Here is a 16,917-nt window from a genome sequence, read left to right on the forward strand (position 1 = left end):
GGGAAGCGGCCGTCAGCGGCCGGCGAGATAGGTTTCGACGGCGCTGGCCAGCACCTGGATGCCCAGCGCCAAGTCTTCGTCGGATGTGTCCTCGGTCCAGTGGTGGCTGACGCCGCCGATCGAGGGGACGAACAGCATCGAGACCGGCAGTTTCTTGGCGATCATCTTGGCATCGTGCCCGGCGCCGCTCGGCATATGTTGCCATTCGGTCCCGGCGTGGTGCTGCGCCGCCTTGGCCAGCGCCGCGATCATTTCGGAATCGCAGATCACCGGCATGGACTTGTTGACAGACTGGAGCGTCGCTTTGGTCCGCTCGCGGCGGTTGCTCTCCTGCACCACGGCGGCGAGCGCCGCTTCCATGCGTTCGAGCACGGCCATGGACTGGTCGCGGAATTCGAGCCGGATTTCCGCCCGGCCGGGAATGATGCCGACCGGCGCGCCGGGTTCGAATGTGACATTGCAGGTGGTCCAGGTGCTGCGCGGACCACAGACCTTGGGGAAAACCTCGTCTAGCGCAGCAAGGAGCCGCACGGCGCTCAGGCCCGCATCGCGCCGCTCGGCCATGGTCGTGCCGCCGGCATGGTCCTGCTGGCCCTCAACCACGATGCTCCACGCCCAGATGCCGACAATACCGCTGACGACGCCGATCTTGAGCGCGTCCTTTTCGAGCTGCGATCCCTGCTCGATATGCATTTCGAAAAAGCCGCGATAACGCGCCGGGTCGATCTGTACCCGCTCGCGACCCGCCAGACCGGCACTGGCGAGCGCATCGCGCAGCGTCTGCTGCCGGTCACGGCTGCGGCTGGCATCCATCTGCGCTTCGCTGAGGTCGCCAACGATGCTGCGGCTGCCGATATAGCCGCCCTCGAAATGGCTTTCCTCGTCGGCAAAGGCGCAGACATCGACAGCAAGGCCCGAGCGCGCCAGCGCCAGCCCGGCGACCACACCCAATGCCCCATCCAGCCAGCCGGCCTCGATCTGGCTTTCGATATGGCTGCCGACCAGCGCGATCGGGCCGGGGCGCGAGGTCTTGCCAAAGACGTTGCCGATGCCGTCGATCGAACCGGCGAGGCCCACTTCGGCCATGCGGTCGACCAGCCAGTGGCGGCTCTCCATGTCGGCAGCGCTGTAGGTCGGCCGGCTGACGCCGGTCTTGAAGGCGCCGATCTGGCGCAGCGCATAGAGATCGTCGAGGAAGGCCTGGGTGTCGACTTGAACCATGAAGAGATGTCCCTGAAGGCGCGCCGACTCCCGGCCGGCGCGCGGATTGATGGCGGTCTAGAACGTGGGCAGGTAGTGCGGCACTTCGCCGATCGGCCTGCCGAGATACTTCTCATTGAGGCGGTTCAGGTCGCCGGTATTGAGGCTGAAGAAGATGAAGCTGTTGAGCCAGGCCAGCAGGTTGTGCTGGTCCATCTGCACGGCCATGTGCGACGGGCTGTTGCGGATGCGGAACTTGAGCTCGACGTCGAGGCCCGGATTCTGCAGCTTCAGCGCTTCGATCTGCACGTCATTGGCCGCCAGCAGCGGCGCCTGGCCAGTGAGGAACGCGGTCATGGCGGTGGAGTCGTCCTCGGTCCGCATCAGGTTGGCGTCCGGGTTCATCTGCGTCAGCGCCAGGTCGGGCGTCGTGCCGCGGCCAAGGGCGATGGCATTGTCGCCGACATCGGCGGCGCTGGTGACCTCGAGGTCGGCGGGGCCCCAGACGGCGATGAAGGTGTTGATATAGGGCGAGGTATAGAGCACCTGCTTGGCGCGCTCGGGCGAGTAGCCGAGATTGGAGATGATGACGTCGACTTTGTCGGTGAACAGGTACGGCACGCGGTTGGCCGCGGTCACCTGCTGCAGCTCGAGCTCGACGCCCAGGGCATCGGCAACCAGTTGCGCGAATTCCACGTCGAAGCCGGTGGGGTTGCGATCGGCATCGACGAATCCGAAGGGCGGAGTATCGAGCGGCGTGCCGATGCGGATCACGCCGCGCTCGATGATTTCCTGCAGCCGGTCGGCATGGGCCTGGACCGTACCCAATAGGGCCATGCTCACGGCGAGCAGCGTTGCGGCAAGTTTTTTCATGCGAAAGTCTCCTGGGGTCAATGAAGCACTGCACTGAGGAAGGCCGCGAATTCCGCGGTCTGGGGATTGGCAAGGGTTTCGGCGGCGGGGCCGATCTCATGCACTTTGCCATGGTGCATGAAGACGACGCGGGACCCGAAGCGGCGGGCAAACCCAATCTCATGGGTGACGAGGATCATCGTCATGCCGGCGGCGGCGACGCCTTCGAGCACCTTGAGCACTTCACCGGTCAGCTCCGGATCGAGCGCCGAGGTGACCTCGTCGAACAGCATCACCTTGGGGTGCATGGCCAGAGATCGGGCAATGGCGACGCGCTGCTTCTGCCCGCCCGACAGGGAGTTGGGAAAGGCGTCGAGCTTGTCCTCGAGCCCTACCTGCCGCAGCACGCCGCGCGCCAGGTCCCGCGAATGCTCGCGCGCCTGCCGCTGCACGATACGCGGCGCGAGGGTGATGTTGTCGCAGACCGACAGGTGCGGAAAGAGATTGAAGCTCTGGAAGACAATGCCGACATTCTGCCTCAGCACGCGCAGGTCGCAGGCTGGGTCGTTGACCTCGACCCCATCGACCCGGATGCTGCCGCCCTGGATGGGTTCGAGCCCGTTGATGCAGCGCAGCATCGTGCTCTTGCCCGAGCCGGACCGGCCCAGCACGGTGATAACCTCGCCGCGGTCCACCGATAGCGACACGTCGTCAAGCACGGTGTTGGAGCCGAAACGCTTGACGATATTGTTGATTTCAACGACCGGCATTGAATTTCCGCTCGAGCGAGCGGCTCCATTGGGTAAGCGGGAAGCAGAGGGCGAAGTAGAGCGCAGCGACGACCAGGTAGACCGTCATCGGCTGGTAGGTGGCCGCGGAGGTGAGCTGCCCCTCGCGCGTCACCTCCAGGATGCCGATGGTGGAGGCCAGCGACGTGTTCTTGATGAGCTGGACCAGGAAGCCGATCGTGGGCGGAATGGCGATCTGCACCGATTGCGGCACGATCACGTGGCGCAGCTGCTGGGAGATGGAGAGGCCAAGCGCCGCGCCCGCCTCCCACTGCGTCACCTCGATCGAGCCCATGGCCCCGCGCCAGACCTCGCCGAGAAAGGCGCCGCCGTAGATGGAAAAGCCCAGGATCGCGGCGAGCCACGGGTCGACATTGAACCCCAGCATGGCAACGCCGAAATAGAGGAGGAACAGCCAGACCAGCAGCGGAATGCCCTGCACCAGCTGCACATAGACGATGGCGAGCCAGCGCACCGCCCGGAAGCGCGACAGGCGCATCGTGGCCAGCACCAGACCGACCACGGCCGAGCCTACAAAGGCCCCGGCGGCCAGCAGGGCAGTCCAGCGCAGGGCGCCAAGCAGGAACAGGATGTCGTTGGGACTGAAGCCGCGGATCATGAGCGGCCCCCGAAGGCGAGCCGGTAACCGCCGGCAAATACCAGCCGCATCACCTGCGCCAGCACCAGGTAGATGCCTGCGATGACGATATAGACCTCGAAGTCGCGGAAGGTGCGGCTCTGCACCAGCGAGGCAGTGTGGAACAGGTCGGTGACCGCGATCTGCGACACGGCGGCCGTGCCCAGCATGAAGAAGATGAACTGGCTCGACAGCGCCGGCACCATGCTGCGCATGGACTGGAACAGCACGACATGGCGGAAAATCTGCGGCCCGGAGAGACCCAGCGCCCGCCCCGCTTCGAGCTGGCCCTCGGGGATCGACTCGAACCCTGCCCGCACGATCTCGACGGTATAGGCGCCCAGATTGAAGATGAGGGCGATGATCGCCGCCGTCATGCTGTCGAGCCGGATGCCCAGCGCCGGCAGTCCGAAGAAGATGACGAAGAGCTGCACCAGCAGCGGCGTGTTCCGCACCACCGCCACATAGGAGCTGACGAGGAACTTCGCCCATCCCGGCCCGTAAGTTCGGATCGCTGCGCCCAGCACGCCGAGCGCAAGGCCGCCGGCAAAGGCCGCCACCGAAAGGGTCAGGGTGACGAGGAGCCCTTCAACGAAGAGCTCCCACGCGGCTAACACATCCCGAAACTGAAACCCGTATCTCACAACCGCTCTCGCCAAGTGCATGCAATATTGCCTGCACATCGTCTTGCAAGGGGCGTGCCAGTCGCGAAGATCCGACTGACCTGGTAAATTTCAAAGACCGACTGCGTAAGATGATATAATCTTAATCACTCAAGATGTCGCTGCACAACAAAAGTGCATTCATCGTCAGTACTGAGGCAATGCCAAAAACGTCCCCTATCGGGAAAACGCCGTAATCAGGGCAACGGCCGAAAAGGGGTCGACAGGAGACCGGCGGCGGCGGCGTTTACTGCCAAGCATATAACGGCTTCATTTCAACACCTCAGATCGCGGCAGAGATATCCCGAACGAGGACATCTATTTGAGGCATGCGGCGGCTAATAGCCCAGGGCAATGCCATCCTTGCGGTGGTCCGACGCGCCCCATAGCAGGCCGTTGCCTCGGTCGATCCAGATGGCCTGGCAGCCGCCGAGCGGCTCGTCCGCCCAGCGCGTTCTGTGTCCCCGACTTTCAAGTTCGAGTCTCACCCAGTCGTCGATGGTAGGTTCAAGCGTGATGGCGCCATCTGTATAGAAGCTTCTTGGCCGGTCGCTGGCCTGTTGAACGTCCAGCCCTTGGTCGATGATCTGAGACATCATGTGAGTGTGACCGACGGCCTGATACTGGCCGCCCATCACACCGAAACTCATCACGGTGCGTCCCCCTTTGCGCAGGATGGCTGGAATGATGGTGTGGAGGGGAAGCTTGGAAGGGCCGTAGAGATTGGGATGGTCTGGCTCCAGCGAAAAACCGGCGCCACGATTGTTGAAAAGAACGCCGCTTCGAGCAGCGTAGATGCCGCTGCCAAACGCCATGAAAACGGAGTTGATCAGCGAGATGGCATTCCCGTCCTCGTCGACTACCGAGACATATACGGTGTCGCGATGGAGGGGGAAGTCGAAGTCTGCCAACGGGCTGGCCTCGTGCATGGATATGCCAGCATGCAGCGCGGAAATGGTCGCATCGGACAGCAGTTCGTTCGGCGAGACCGTCATGCTGGCAGGGTCGCCGATATAGCTGTCGCGCAGCCGATATGCCGCCTTGGTAGCTTCCGCCAGGAGGTGGATGCGGTCGGCCTCACCGAGCGCAGGGTCGGACAGGTCGAAGCGCTCCAGCAGGCGTGCCATGATCAATGCGGTCAGTCCCTGTCCGTTAGGCGGACATTCGAGCAGCTGGTAGCCGCGATAATTGGCGCTGAGCGGGGTGCTAACGACGGAGGAATGACTGGAGAAGTCGGCGCGGTCATGCGTGCCACCGGCGGCCTGCAGGACCGACACCATGTCCTCGGCCACCGGCCCGCTGTAAAAAGCCTCCCGGCCTTCCTTGCCGATCCGCGTCAGCGTCGCCGCCAGCGCCGGACTGGCCAGCGATTGCCCGATGGCGAGCGGCCTGTCCTGCGGCAGGAAATGGGCGGCCGCAGCCGCGTGGGGCTTGAGCCGATCGGCGTAGACCGTCCAGTCCTGCGCGACGCGTGGTGTGGCGACAAAGCCCCGTTCGGCGGCCGCGATGGCCGGCGCCAGGACATCGGAAAGCGGCAGGCGGCCATGCTGCGCATTGAGCAGGCACCAGGCGTCGACTGCGCCGGGTATGACAACGGCATGAGCCGAAAGGTCCGGCACTTTGGCCGCGCCGGCAGCGAGCAGGGCTTTAAGGCTTGCCTTGGCGGGTGTCCTGCCCGACCCGTTGATGCAGGTAGGATTGCCTTGCGCTGGGGCATAGATGGCAAAGCAATCGCCACCTATGCCGGTCATATGCGGGTCGATCACGCCCTGCAGGGCCACGGCGGCGATGGCTGCGTCGACGGCATTGCCGCCGGCACGCAGGATGTCGATGGCCGCTAGCGTCGCCAGAGGGTGGGAGGTGGCGGCCATGGCGTGTTTTGCCACGGCAACCGAGCGGCCCGGCCTCATGAAATCGCGCTGCGCCATGATCTAGCTCCCTAGAGTCGGTTCCCGGTCGCCTTGTCGAAGAGGTGGACCTGTTCTGACGAGGGGGTCACGGTAACGCTTTCGCCAGGACGGGCCGAGAGCCTTTCGCGGAACACGCCCACGAGGTCGTCCGTGCCGAGCTTGCCATAGAGTTGCGTTTCCGAGCCGGCTGGCTCGATGACGGCGACCTCAACCGCGACGCCACCTGCCCCGCCCAGTTGGAGATGCTCCGGCCGAATGCCATAGACGAGCGGACGCCCCTCGGCACCCGACGGTATCTGTGCGAGCGGCAGAACAACGCCAGACGTGGTCCTGAAGGCGCCATTCTCGATCGTGCCATCGAAGAAATTCATCGAGGGTGACCCGATGAAGCTGGCGACGAAGAGATTGGCCGGGCGATCATAAAGCTCTAGCGGCGGCCCCATCTGCTCGACCCGGCCGTCGTTCATCAGCACGATCTTGTCGGCCATGGTGAGGGCCTCGATCTGGTCGTGCGTCACATAGACCATGGTCGAGCCCAGACGCTGGTGCAACGCCTTGATCTCGGTGCGCATCTGCACGCGCAGCTTGGCGTCGAGGTTCGAGAGCGGCTCGTCGAAGAGGAACACCTTCGGATCCCGCACGATGGCGCGGCCCATGGCGACACGCTGACGCTGGCCGCCGGACAATTGCTTGGGGCGTCGATCCAGCAGGTGCGACAGGCTCAGAATGTCGGCGGCCCGCTCGACCTTGGCGCGGATTTCCGCCTTGGACACTTTTTTGAGCTTGAGCGAAAAGCCCATGTTCTCGGCCACGGTCATATGCGGGTAGAGCGCGTAATTCTGGAACACCATGGCAATATCGCGCTCCTTGGGCGGAACGGCGTTCATCACGGCGCCATCGATCTGGACCTCGCCACCGGAAATGGTTTCGAGCCCGGCGATCATGCGCAACAGCGTGGATTTGCCACAACCGGACGGGCCGACCAGCACGACGAACTGCCCGTCATCGACATCGATCGACACGTCCTTGATGACATGGGTCGTGGCGTAGCTCTTGCGCAGATTGCGGATTTCAACTGATGCCATGGTGACCTCCCCTAAGCCAGCAAGCTGGCGATATCGCGCAAGAGCTGCGCGTCTCGCCCGGCGCCGGCGGCATCGGACAGGACCGATGCGCCGGTGGTGATGGAGGCGCCAAAGGCCTCCAGCTCGCGCGCGAAGGCATTACTGCCCTGGCGCTCCCAGCGCTCCACCAGCGTCTCGCCGCCTGGGCCGACAATGGTCGTGGTCAGAGTGGCGAGCTGGCCCTTCTTGTAGGGCGGTGGCAGGTCGATGCGCAGGCTGCCGCGATCGCCATAGATCTCGACCCATTCCTGGTATTCGGGAAAGTGGGTGAGCCAGTTCCAGGACAGCGCCCAGTCCGGACCGTTGTCAATCCGCCCGACCACCTGCAGCTTTGGCGGCTCGTCGCGCTCCGAACCGGGACGGTCCTGATGCGCCATGAGGGCCGACGAACTGGCGCCGGGGAACAGGGCCCGCAGCACCGCTGTCTGGTGGCAGACCGAACCATGCAGCACATTGCGGAACAGAACCGGATCCACGCCCGGCTGACCGCTGATGGCAGCCTTGACCTCGACCTGGTTTTGCGTCCGCGCGTGGTTTAGCACATCCTGCGACACATCGCTGAAGCGCTTGATAGGCAGGTCTTCGGTCTGCCTCGCATCGGATGGATGCAGCACCGTCATGCGCACGAGGCGCAACGGGCCGATCGCATCCATGCGCGAACGCGCCTCTGCAATGGCCGGCTCATACATCTTCATATAGCCGACCTGGAGCACGAGGCCGTGCTCGGCCGCATAGGCGGCGTCGCGGGCGGCAATCTCGGGATCATAGCTGTAGGGCTTTTCGGCAAAGACATGCTTTCCCGCCTCGAGCGCCTGGCGGGCGATGACGGAATGCGCACCCGGCGTGCAGATGAGAACGGCATCAACGTCGGGACCGGCGATGACGGCGGCGGCATCGCTGCCATGGCGGGCGCCCAGTTCGGCACCGATGGCCGCGGCTAGGCCCGCCGACAGGTCGCAGACATTGACCACCTTGAACTGGCGGCGCAGCGGGCCGAGCAGGCTGGGCAGATGGACGCTCTGCGTGATCAGGCCAAGACCGATGATGCCAAGGCGAATGGGCTTGGGCTCGGAGTTCATTTGACGGCTCCCTCCAGCAGTCCGCTCATGAACCGCCGTTGCAAGAAGAAATAGGCAAGGACCACCGGAAGGGCGACCAGCACGGCGGCGGCGGCAATCACCTCCGGCTCGGTGGTGCGTTCGTTTCCGGCGAAGAAGGACAGCGACAATGGTGCAGTCTGCACCGCGACATTGTCAGGCATGAGCACCAGGGCGAGCATGAACTCGTTCCAGGTGTAGAGGAAAATCAGGCAGCTCAGCGTCAGCACGGCGGACAAGCCGAGCGGAGCATAGATATAGCGCAAGATCTCGAACTCCCCTGCCCCGTCGAGCGAGGCCGCTTCGGCCAGACTGTTCGGCAGCTGGGCGAAATAGTTCGCCATCCAGAAGGTCGCCAGGGGCAGAGAGCTGGCGATCTGCGGCAGGATCAGCGCCCAATAGGTGTTGAGCAGGCCGGTCGAGGAGAAGAAATTGTAGAGCGGGATGATGCGCGCTTCGGATGGCAGGACGAGGCCGATCATCAGAAGGGCGAAGACGGCGACCCGCCAGCGAAACTTGAGAACCGACAGCACATAGCCAGCCAGCACCGCTGCGACGGCCGTGACGAAGACCACGGCAAAGGCAACGATGGCGCTATTGACCAGCGACTGGCTGAAGCCGCCGCGGGTCCAGGCGCCGATGAAGTTTTCCAGCGTCCAGCCGGTTGCCGTACTGCCCGGCGCCGGTGTCAGCGCCTGCAGGATGATCGAGACGAAGGGATGGAGGGCAATGAGGGCCCCGAAAATAAGGACCAGATGGCCTGCAATGACTTCCTTGCGCGATTCCATCGGCTAGTCCTCCGATCGCATGAGGCGGGTGATGACGCCGGTCAGCACCAGGATAAGGACGGTCAGCACAACGCTGGCGGCGGCGGCGAAGCCGACATTGCGGGTGATGAACGCGCCTTCGTAGATGAGATAGCTCGGCACCAGCGTCGAAGTGCCCGGCCCGCCAGAGGTCGTGTTCCAGACAATGTCGAAATTGCGCAGGGCATTGGTGACAGTCAGAACCAGGGCGATGGAGATTTCGCCCCGCAGGCCCGGCAAGGTGACCGCCATAAACTCCTGAAACGGGCCGGCGCCATCGAGACGGGCTGCTTCATAGAGCTGGGTGTCGATCTTTTGCGCGCCACCGATGAACAGCACCATGCACAGGCCGAAATTGATCCAGGTGCCGATCAGGCCGACCGAGATCAGCGCCGTATCGAAATCGCCGAGCCACGCCCGCGACAGCGAACCCAGACCCACCGCGGACAGCAGGGCATTGATCGGGCCGTCGTAGGCGTAAATCCAGCGCCAGGCCACGGCCACGACAACGGTCGCGAGGATCTGGGGCAGGAAAAGCACTGTCCGGAAAACCGAGAGCAGTCGAATGCGGATGCGGGTCATGATGGCCACGATCAACAGACCAATCAGCACGGGCAGAACCGCGTAGAAGATGATCATGATCAGGCCATTGCCGAAGACGGTCAGCGTCTGGGCACTGGTAAAGACCTGGATATAGTTGCGCAGGCCGACCCAGCGCGCATCGGTAATGCCGTCCCAGCGGTGGAACGAAAACTGGATGGTCTGGATCACCGGCCACAGGCAAAACAGCGCGTAAAGTGCAAGGCCCGGCGCCAAATAGAGCAGATGGCGCCAGGCGAAGGGCTCGCCGGAAAGACGGACAGGCTTTTCAGCCTGCCCGTGCCCGCCGGCGTTCCTGGACGGAACCTCGGTCATTGTTCCTGCCGCTCGGCCTGATAGGTGGACCAGTCGTCCTGCACCGCGGCGATGAAGCTATCGATATCGGTGCGGCCAGCCAGCAGCATCTGCGCCTGGGTGCCCATGGTGCGCTGCATGGTGGGCGTTGCCCAATCGAGATAGCCGACAAAGTCGCCATCGGCGAACAGAGCACGGGCGGCGGCCAGCTGGGCCTCATGCATGGATCCCGTTGGCGTCACGGTTTCCAGATTTGCATTGGGCAGGCGGCTGACATCGGCATAGGCCTGGGCGAAATCGGCGCTCAGCATCATGCCAAGGAAGGCCAGGGCAGCCGGCTCAACCTGGGTCTTGGAGCTGATGTGCCAGGGCGTACCGAACGTGCCCGTGGTGACATATTCACCGCTCTCGCCGCGCAGCAGCGTATAGCCGAAGGCGTCTGGATCGATGGCGGCAAGACGCGCACCATTGAAAGAACCGCCAAGGAAGAACACGCCTTCCCCGCCGCCAAACGACGCCACGGCGTCATCCATCGACCGGCCGTCATAGCCATTGCCAAAATAGCCCGCTTCGCCCCAGGCCGAGAGCGTTTCAAGCGCCTTGCGCACGCCGGGCGTGTCGAAAGTGGAGCTTTCCGTGCCAGCAATCCAGGCATTGACCTCGTCGACGCTGGAATACATGTCGATCAGAATTCCGAAGACATGCGAGCCGAGCGGATACTGCGCGGCATTGCCCAGCATGATCGGCTGCTCACCGGCTTCGCTGGCTGCTGCCAGAGCCGCCTGCAGGTCTTCGATCGACTGCGGTGCCTCAAGGCCCAGTTCCTCCAGCTTGGCCTTGCTGTAGAACACGCCGAGCGGCTGTGTCGCGCCGCCCATGGCGTAGATCTTGCCCTGACCCCAAGCCGTGCCTTCGTCATTCCATTGCATGGACGAAAAGCCGCTGGCCGGAACGCCCTGGTCGATGCCATAGGCGGAAATGAAGTCATCGAGGGGGCGGACCAACTGGGCGCGGACCATGGTTCCCATAGTCGCAAAACCCTGGTTGCCATTGGTCACATCCGGCGGCGTATTGCTGTTCATGGCATTGACGACCGTCCCCATCAGGTCGTCCCAGCCCTTGAGCGTCAGCTCCACGGTCACGTTCGGATAAGTCTGCTCGTAAAGCGGGACCAGCTTTTCGAGCATGGCCTGCTCGCCGGCATCGGCCCAGACCCGCAGCGTGATGTCACCAAGCGCGGCAACCTCCTCCGGCGTCACCGGGGCGGTGATGTCCTGCGCACTGACGGCGCCCAACATCATCAGAGTTGCCGCAGAAGCGGCCAGCATTGCATTGAAAGTTCGTCTAAGCATTCGTAGTCCCTCCAGACATTAGATTGTTTTCGACAACCACCCGGCATGGGCCTTGACCCATTCCAGATTCCTCTTCTGCTCGGCATCGACGTCGGCATGGTCGTGCCCACCGTCAGGCCGGCGATCCTGTTCCACCACGACCCAGCCGCGATAATCGCGGTCGGCCAGCGCTGCCATGAAGGCAGCCATGTCGAGGTCCCCCTCGCCCAGGGCGGCCGAAGCTTCGGCCATGCCAAAGGTCAGCCCCTCTTTCTGGGCCCGCTCGACCGGGGCGAGCTTGAGATCCTTGACGTGAACATGATTGACCCGGTCTCCCCAGCGGCGCAGCAGGTCGAGAGGATCGTCGCCTCCCGCTGCCGCATGACCGGTGTCCAGCGTCATGTCCAGGTCGCAACCGGACAGAAACCTGTCCACTTCATGAGGCTGCTCGATATGGGTGCCGGTATGGGGGTGGTAGGAAACGGGCAGACCGAAATCGGCAGCGATGCGCCCGGCTTCAACCATGCCCGCGATCAGGTTTGCCCACTGGGCATTGTCGAGGTCCAGTTCGGGGGCAGTATCGCCGCGCTGGACATGGCGTTTCAGCACGGCTTCTGTTTCCTCGGCCAGAATGACGGGCCCAGTTCCCGGGCAAGCTGCCAGCGTGGCGCAGACGGCTCGCAGGTTCTCTAGATCGCCGGCCATGACATCGACTCCATGCAGCGGCCTGAGCGGCACATAGGCACCGGCGGAGCGGAGGCCGTATTCAGCGAGCGTGTCGGCCGTTTCGGTAGGGCTCAGGCCAAAAAAGCCGAGCGCCCCGAGTTCGACGCCGGTATAGCCCGCATCCCGCAGGGCCCGCAGAATATCGCGCGGTGTGCGACCCTCTGGCAGGCTATGGGGTCCCCATACACCCCAGGTGACCGGTGCATTGGCAAAAAGCTGCGTCATGAAAGTCCCTCGATAACATATTTGGACCCGGCACGTTCGCGCGCCAGATTGAGCGCTCCGGCAACCGGCGCGTCGCTCAGCAACACAACCCTGGTCGTCTGCGCCGACAGGTCTGCCACCCCAGCGCTAAATTCCTCGACCAGCCTTGGCTGGTGATGGAAGACGCTGCCGGCGCAGACGACGGTCGTGACGTCTCCACCCCGCCGACCCAGCAGCGCGATCATCTCAACCATGACCTGGACATTGCGGGCTATGGCGCGCCGGGCCCTTGGCGATCCGGCCAGATCGGCCGCGAAAATCACCGGCGCGACCTGCGCCCAAAGCCGCGGCTCGGTTGAGCCCAGGCAATGGGTCAAGCCATGCGGATGGCGAATGTCCAGGGCCTCCAGCAGCATGTCGGCAAGAGGGTCAGCTTCCTGGCGATCATAGGCATCGAGCACCTCACGGGCCGCTTCGCGGACCAGGCCGGCGCCACCGCCTTCGTCGCCCAGGACCCAGCCCCATCCGCCGACCGTCGTGACAGTCCCGTCTCGGGCAACCGCGGTAGCGGAAGATCCCGTGCCGGCGATGATGCCGGTCCCAGAATGCAGGCCCTCGGCCAGAATGACTAGATGGGAGTCATTGAGCACATCGACCTGCGCATAGGCATCGAGCAACGGTGCGCTCAGGATGGCATGTTGGGCCGGGCTGTCATTACCATGCACGCCTGCAACCAGCGCAGCCACCTCAAGATCGCCAACGGTTGCGACCACATAGTCGCGCAAGGTCTTGGCGCGCTCCTGGTCACTCAGGCTGGCCCAATGTGTGCTCGTGGCAGTCTGATCGAGCAAGAGCGCGCCGCTCCGCGCGTCTTCAAGCCGAATATGGGTCTTGCTACCGCCCACATCCACGCCCACAACCACCGATTGAGCCGAGCTCGTCATGCGGGCATGCCCACCCGGTCGGTCTTCGTATCGAGCCGGACAAAGACGGCCTCGTTGATATCGATACTGCGATGGCGCGATGCATGCAGCGTCAGTCGCTGGGCAACCATGGAACCGGCCAGTGAGAAACCTATGCCATCGTCGACCGAGACGGGCAGGTCGAGCGTCAGCCAGGTCGGAACCTTGACCGCACCAGCGCCCTGCCCGGTGACATAGACCAGGGCTTCCGTCTGCTCCTTGAGCTGGTCGATCAGCACGGCTTCGCGCGCCCCGCCGAAGACGACATGTCCCGCAGTCTTTGCAGCATCCATCGGCCCGTGCAGGTACTGGCGCGTCTCCATGCCCGTAGCCATCAGGCGCGGCCCTTCGCGGAACATCAGGGCAGCCTCTTCGGCAATGGACAGGGCGCTGGCCGGGGAAACGAAGTCCACGGTCGGGCACGCGACCAGCCGGGCAGCAACGCCATCAAGGTCCTGATCGGCCGCCAGTACGGCCTCGGCCGTCCGGCTCACCAAAGATTGCCAGTGCGCCAACTGATCGCGCCCGGCCCAATAGTCGGCCAGCAGCGCCAGAGCCAGGATGGTGCCTGTGAAGCTGACGAAGGAAACCGAGCTGTCGGAGAGATTGCCCAGATTGAGCTCGGCGCCGCAGACCTCGGTTAATGGAGAAGGATAATAATTGGTCAAGGCAAGCCCGGCGCCGCCACCGACACGCTTTGCCAGGTCGACCACTTCAGCACTACGGCCACTTTGCGAGACAAGAATGGTGAGGCCATCCCCGGTCGCTGTCCCAGCCGGCAATTCGCTGGCAAGGAAACGGGACGCATCAATGCCGTCGGCCCGAAGGCGATAGGCCGGGGCCGCAGCAGCAGCGTGGCTGGCGCCAATACCAACGATCGACAGGCGCGACGGCCGCTTGGGCGCCAGTGCCTGAATCTGCGACCACACCCGGGGAATCAGGTCAATCAGCGATTGGGCCTGGCTGTCATAAGACGCCGATGCCGCAATCCATGGACGCTTCTCATAAACCTGCAAAATCACACTCCCACTCAGGACTTATTTTTTAAAGTTATCGACTTTAATAAATGCGTCAAGTGGTGATATGCGCTGCGACGTGGTGTAGAAACGCATGCAACGGGCTTGGGGATTTCAGATGCAGAATGCGTTCGATGGCGGCCTGTCCGATATAGCTCAGTCGACTCTGGCCCATCTCGCCCGCAGCGGTGAGGCGACGCGAAAGGCCGTAGCCGAGGCGACCGGAATCAGCTTTCCGACGACCACGGCAGCTTTGGCCGAACTGACGGCCAATGATCTCGTAACCGAACTGCGGCGCGAACAGGGTGCGCGAGGCCGCGCAACGCTGATCTATGGCGTCAGCCAGCGGGCAGGATGGATTATGGGCGTTGATATCGGCTCCACCCAGATCAGCCTTGTGGCACAGGGCCTCGACGGCTCGATCCTCGAGCGCTCCAACCTGCAGCATAGCGGCGTTCCGACGGACGCAGGCACTCTTGCAGGTGTGGAGACCAGCCGATTGCTTGGCAGGGTTTCCCGCAAGGGGCCGCTGCTTGCCGTAGCTCTGGCGCTCAACCAGATCGTGCCACGCGATATTGAAGCTGCCCGTGCCACGGCCCTGCCCGCCCCCGCCGTGCTGGACAGTTTTTCAGAGGCGGCAGGTCTGGATCCGGCCGTTTCGATCCTCGTCGAAAACAACGTCAATTGCGCCGCGGTCGCGGAGCACCATGATGGCGTGATGCTTGGTGTCGACGATGCGGCCTATATGCAGATGGGTGTCGGCCTGGGCTTGGGGTTCTTCTGCGACGGAGCCCTTATTCGCGGTGGCTATGGCGCAAGCGGCGAACTCGCCCAGATCCCCATTTCTTGGTCGGGCGATGTATCGAGCCCCCGCCACGCGATCGAATATGAGTTCGGCTCGCAGGGCTTGGTGAAGCGCGCGGCAGACGAATGGCCGCCCGGTTCGATACCACCCAATTCTGCGGAAGCGTTGTTCGGTGCAGCAGAGAGCGGAAATCCCGTCGCCAAGAGAGTGATGACTTTGCACGGCCAGGCTCTTGGCCGCATCGCCGCGACTGCCGCGACCATTCTGGACCCATCAATCCTGGTGTTGGGCGGCGGTCTGTCCCGCAATCCCAAGTTCAGTGAGATCGTTGTCGGAGAATTCCGTCAGCTCAATTTCCGCACCGAAATTGCAATCTCGTCCAAAGGCGTGGAAGCAAGCGTCGACGGCGCTGCGCGGTTGGCGCGCGATCTCGCCTGGACATCCCTTGTAGGGACCTATTATCAGGCGGCGCTTGGCAGACCGACGATCTATCGAGGCAGTAGATTATAGCTACAGGTGCTATGCGCCGGTGGGTTCAACCACCCACTTTGGCGGTCGACAAAGGCCCGCGAATGTCCGAAACGGACAGTCGGCTCGGCGCAGGCGATGGCAGTAGCGGGTGGCAAGCTGCCCGACCGCTTCTGGGCGCCCAAGCCGGGAAAGCGGCCGTTCAGCAGGCTACTGTACTTTGACCGCAATGCGCCCCCATGCACGAACCCGCTTCGCGGGAGGGGTGCCCGCGGCTGGTTCAGCGTCATCATTTAAGCCTTTGAGCGGCTGAGGTCGCAGTCTGACCATGGAGTTTCTTTCAACGAGAGGAACTTCCCATGGTTATGTCGCCGACCGACGCGCCCGCCACGCCGCTCCGCCAACGCATGCAGCAGGACATGCTGATGCGCGGCCTGGGCGTGCACACCCAGCACGATTATGTGCGTCACGTCCGGCGCTTCGCTGTTTTCCTCGGGCAGAGCCCAGACGCAGCTACGCCCGACGATATCCGCCGCTACCAATTGCACCAGCATGAGAGCGGCGTCAGCCCCTCCACGATCAATGGTGCGGTCTCGGCACTGCGCTTCCTGTTCGATGTGACGCTGAAGCGGCGGGATCTGTCGCGGTCCCTGGTGATCACCCGCTATCAGCGCCAGTTGCCTGACGTGCTCAGCATCGAGGAAGCGGCCCGGCTGCTTGCAGCGGCACCGGGCATCAAGTACAAGGCCGCGCTTGGGGTTGCCTATGGCGCGGGCCTGCGCGTCTCCGAGGTGGCGCACCTCAAGGTCGACGATATCGACAGCGCCCGCATGTTGATCCGGGTGGAACAGGGTAAGGGCCGCAAGGATCGCAACGCCATGCTCTCGCCCCAGCTCCTGGAGCTGCTGCGACTGTGGTGGCGCGAGGGCAAGCGGCGCGGCGTGATGCTGCCTCATGGCTGGCTGTTTCCGGGTCGCTCCCCAACCGATCCCATCTCGTCGCGGCAATTGCATCGCGCGGTGCAGGAAGCGGCCGAGGTCGCCGGCATCCGCAAACGGGTCAGCCCACACACCCTCAGGCACAGCTTTGCCACGCACCTGCTGGAGCAGGATGTCGATATCCGGGTCATCCAGGTGCTGCTCGGGCACTCCAAGCTTGAGACAACTGCGCTCTACACCAAGGTCTCGACCCGCACGATCCAGGCGGTTGCCAGCCCCCTCGACCGGCTGATGGCCCTGATGGAGGACAAGCCTCCCCCCGCCTGATCCGGTGCGCGCCACCATTGAGGTCGCCGATATCTTCCGTGCTGCCGGTCCCGCCTATCGCGCTACCCATGCCGGGCACCTGAGCCTTCCTCAACTCAAGGTCATGTCGGCGATCGAGAGCTGTCGCAGTGCAGCTCTGGGCGGTCACGTCGAAGCCTGTTCCGACTGCG

The 16,917-nt window shown here is 63.6% G+C and carries 17 protein-coding genes; 3 read left to right on the forward strand and 14 right to left on the reverse strand.

The genetic code is table 11. The features are described 5' to 3' along the window. Positions 1–12: 12 nt before the first annotated feature. The 14 genes from C8264_RS21115 to C8264_RS21180 form a co-directional block, all read right to left on the reverse strand. On the reverse strand, positions 13–1,221 hold the full coding sequence (locus tag C8264_RS21115; RefSeq protein ID WP_108462959.1) for a Zn-dependent hydrolase: 1,209 nt from the start codon (positions 1,219–1,221) through the stop codon (positions 13–15). Positions 1,222–1,278: 57 nt separating this feature from the next. Further along, positions 1,279–2,073 carry a transporter substrate-binding domain-containing protein gene (locus C8264_RS21120; RefSeq protein WP_108462960.1) on the reverse strand — a complete coding sequence of 265 codons (795 nt, stop codon included), beginning with the start codon at positions 2,071–2,073 and terminating at the stop codon, positions 1,279–1,281. Between the two features lie 17 nt (positions 2,074–2,090). Next, positions 2,091–2,822, reverse strand: coding sequence for an amino acid ABC transporter ATP-binding protein (locus tag C8264_RS21125; RefSeq protein WP_108462961.1), 732 nt, complete (start codon positions 2,820–2,822; stop codon positions 2,091–2,093). After that, positions 2,809–3,459, reverse strand: coding sequence for an ABC transporter permease subunit (locus C8264_RS21130; protein WP_108462962.1), 651 nt, complete (start codon positions 3,457–3,459; stop codon positions 2,809–2,811). Before C8264_RS21130 ends, C8264_RS21125 begins: the two co-directional genes overlap by 14 nt. Next, a complete protein-coding gene (locus tag C8264_RS21135; RefSeq protein ID WP_108462963.1) occupies positions 3,456–4,121 on the reverse strand; it encodes an amino acid ABC transporter permease in 666 nt (221 codons plus the stop codon). The genes C8264_RS21130 and C8264_RS21135 overlap by 4 nt, the downstream gene beginning before the upstream one ends. 356 nt (positions 4,122–4,477) lie before the next feature. Continuing rightward, entirely contained in the window at positions 4,478–6,067 is a 1,590-nt protein-coding gene (locus C8264_RS21140; protein ID WP_108462964.1) for a gamma-glutamyltransferase family protein, read from the reverse strand. 11 nt (positions 6,068–6,078) lie between these two features. Then, positions 6,079–7,134 (reverse strand): ABC transporter ATP-binding protein, encoded by a 1,056-nt coding sequence (locus C8264_RS21145; RefSeq protein ID WP_108462965.1) that lies wholly within the window; start codon positions 7,132–7,134, stop codon positions 6,079–6,081. Between the two features lie 11 nt (positions 7,135–7,145). Next, positions 7,146–8,252: a Gfo/Idh/MocA family protein gene (locus tag C8264_RS21150; RefSeq protein ID WP_108462966.1), complete on the reverse strand. Its 1,107-nt coding sequence runs from the start codon at positions 8,250–8,252 to the stop codon at positions 7,146–7,148. Next, positions 8,249–9,058 (reverse strand): carbohydrate ABC transporter permease, encoded by an 810-nt coding sequence (locus tag C8264_RS21155; protein WP_108462967.1) that lies wholly within the window; start codon positions 9,056–9,058, stop codon positions 8,249–8,251. Before C8264_RS21155 ends, C8264_RS21150 begins: the two co-directional genes overlap by 4 nt. Before the next feature lie 3 nt (positions 9,059–9,061). Next, positions 9,062–9,991 carry a carbohydrate ABC transporter permease gene (locus C8264_RS21160; protein ID WP_108462968.1) on the reverse strand — a complete coding sequence of 310 codons (930 nt, stop codon included), beginning with the start codon at positions 9,989–9,991 and terminating at the stop codon, positions 9,062–9,064. Next, positions 9,988–11,322, reverse strand: coding sequence for an ABC transporter substrate-binding protein (locus C8264_RS21165; protein ID WP_108462969.1), 1,335 nt, complete (start codon positions 11,320–11,322; stop codon positions 9,988–9,990). The genes C8264_RS21160 and C8264_RS21165 overlap by 4 nt, the downstream gene beginning before the upstream one ends. An 18-nt stretch (positions 11,323–11,340) precedes the next feature. Further along, a complete protein-coding gene (locus tag C8264_RS21170; RefSeq protein ID WP_108462970.1) occupies positions 11,341–12,252 on the reverse strand; it encodes a TIM barrel protein in 912 nt (303 codons plus the stop codon). Further along, positions 12,249–13,175 (reverse strand): N-acetylglucosamine kinase, encoded by a 927-nt coding sequence (locus C8264_RS21175; RefSeq protein ID WP_108462971.1) that lies wholly within the window; start codon positions 13,173–13,175, stop codon positions 12,249–12,251. The genes C8264_RS21170 and C8264_RS21175 overlap by 4 nt, the downstream gene beginning before the upstream one ends. Next, on the reverse strand, positions 13,172–14,209 hold the full coding sequence (locus C8264_RS21180) for an SIS domain-containing protein (RefSeq protein WP_108462972.1): 1,038 nt from the start codon (positions 14,207–14,209) through the stop codon (positions 13,172–13,174). The genes C8264_RS21175 and C8264_RS21180 overlap by 4 nt, the downstream gene beginning before the upstream one ends. 118 nt (positions 14,210–14,327) lie before the next feature. On the opposite strand from C8264_RS21180, the gene C8264_RS21185 reads away from it, so the two are divergent. From C8264_RS21185 to C8264_RS21195, 3 genes are all read left to right on the forward strand, one after another. Then, a complete protein-coding gene (locus tag C8264_RS21185) occupies positions 14,328–15,524 on the forward strand; it encodes an ROK family transcriptional regulator (protein ID WP_162783829.1) in 1,197 nt (398 codons plus the stop codon). Positions 15,525–15,841: 317 nt separating this feature from the next. Next, positions 15,842–16,747 (forward strand): tyrosine-type recombinase/integrase, encoded by a 906-nt coding sequence (locus C8264_RS21190; protein WP_108462974.1) that lies wholly within the window; start codon positions 15,842–15,844, stop codon positions 16,745–16,747. A gap of 4 nt (positions 16,748–16,751) precedes the next feature. After that, a partial coding sequence (locus C8264_RS21195; protein WP_205245754.1) for a transposase zinc-binding domain-containing protein occupies positions 16,752–16,917 on the forward strand: 166 nt, incomplete at its 3' end.

Source organism: Devosia naphthalenivorans (genome assembly GCF_003056355.1).
GTDB classification, from domain to species: domain Bacteria; phylum Pseudomonadota; class Alphaproteobacteria; order Rhizobiales; family Devosiaceae; genus Devosia; species Devosia naphthalenivorans.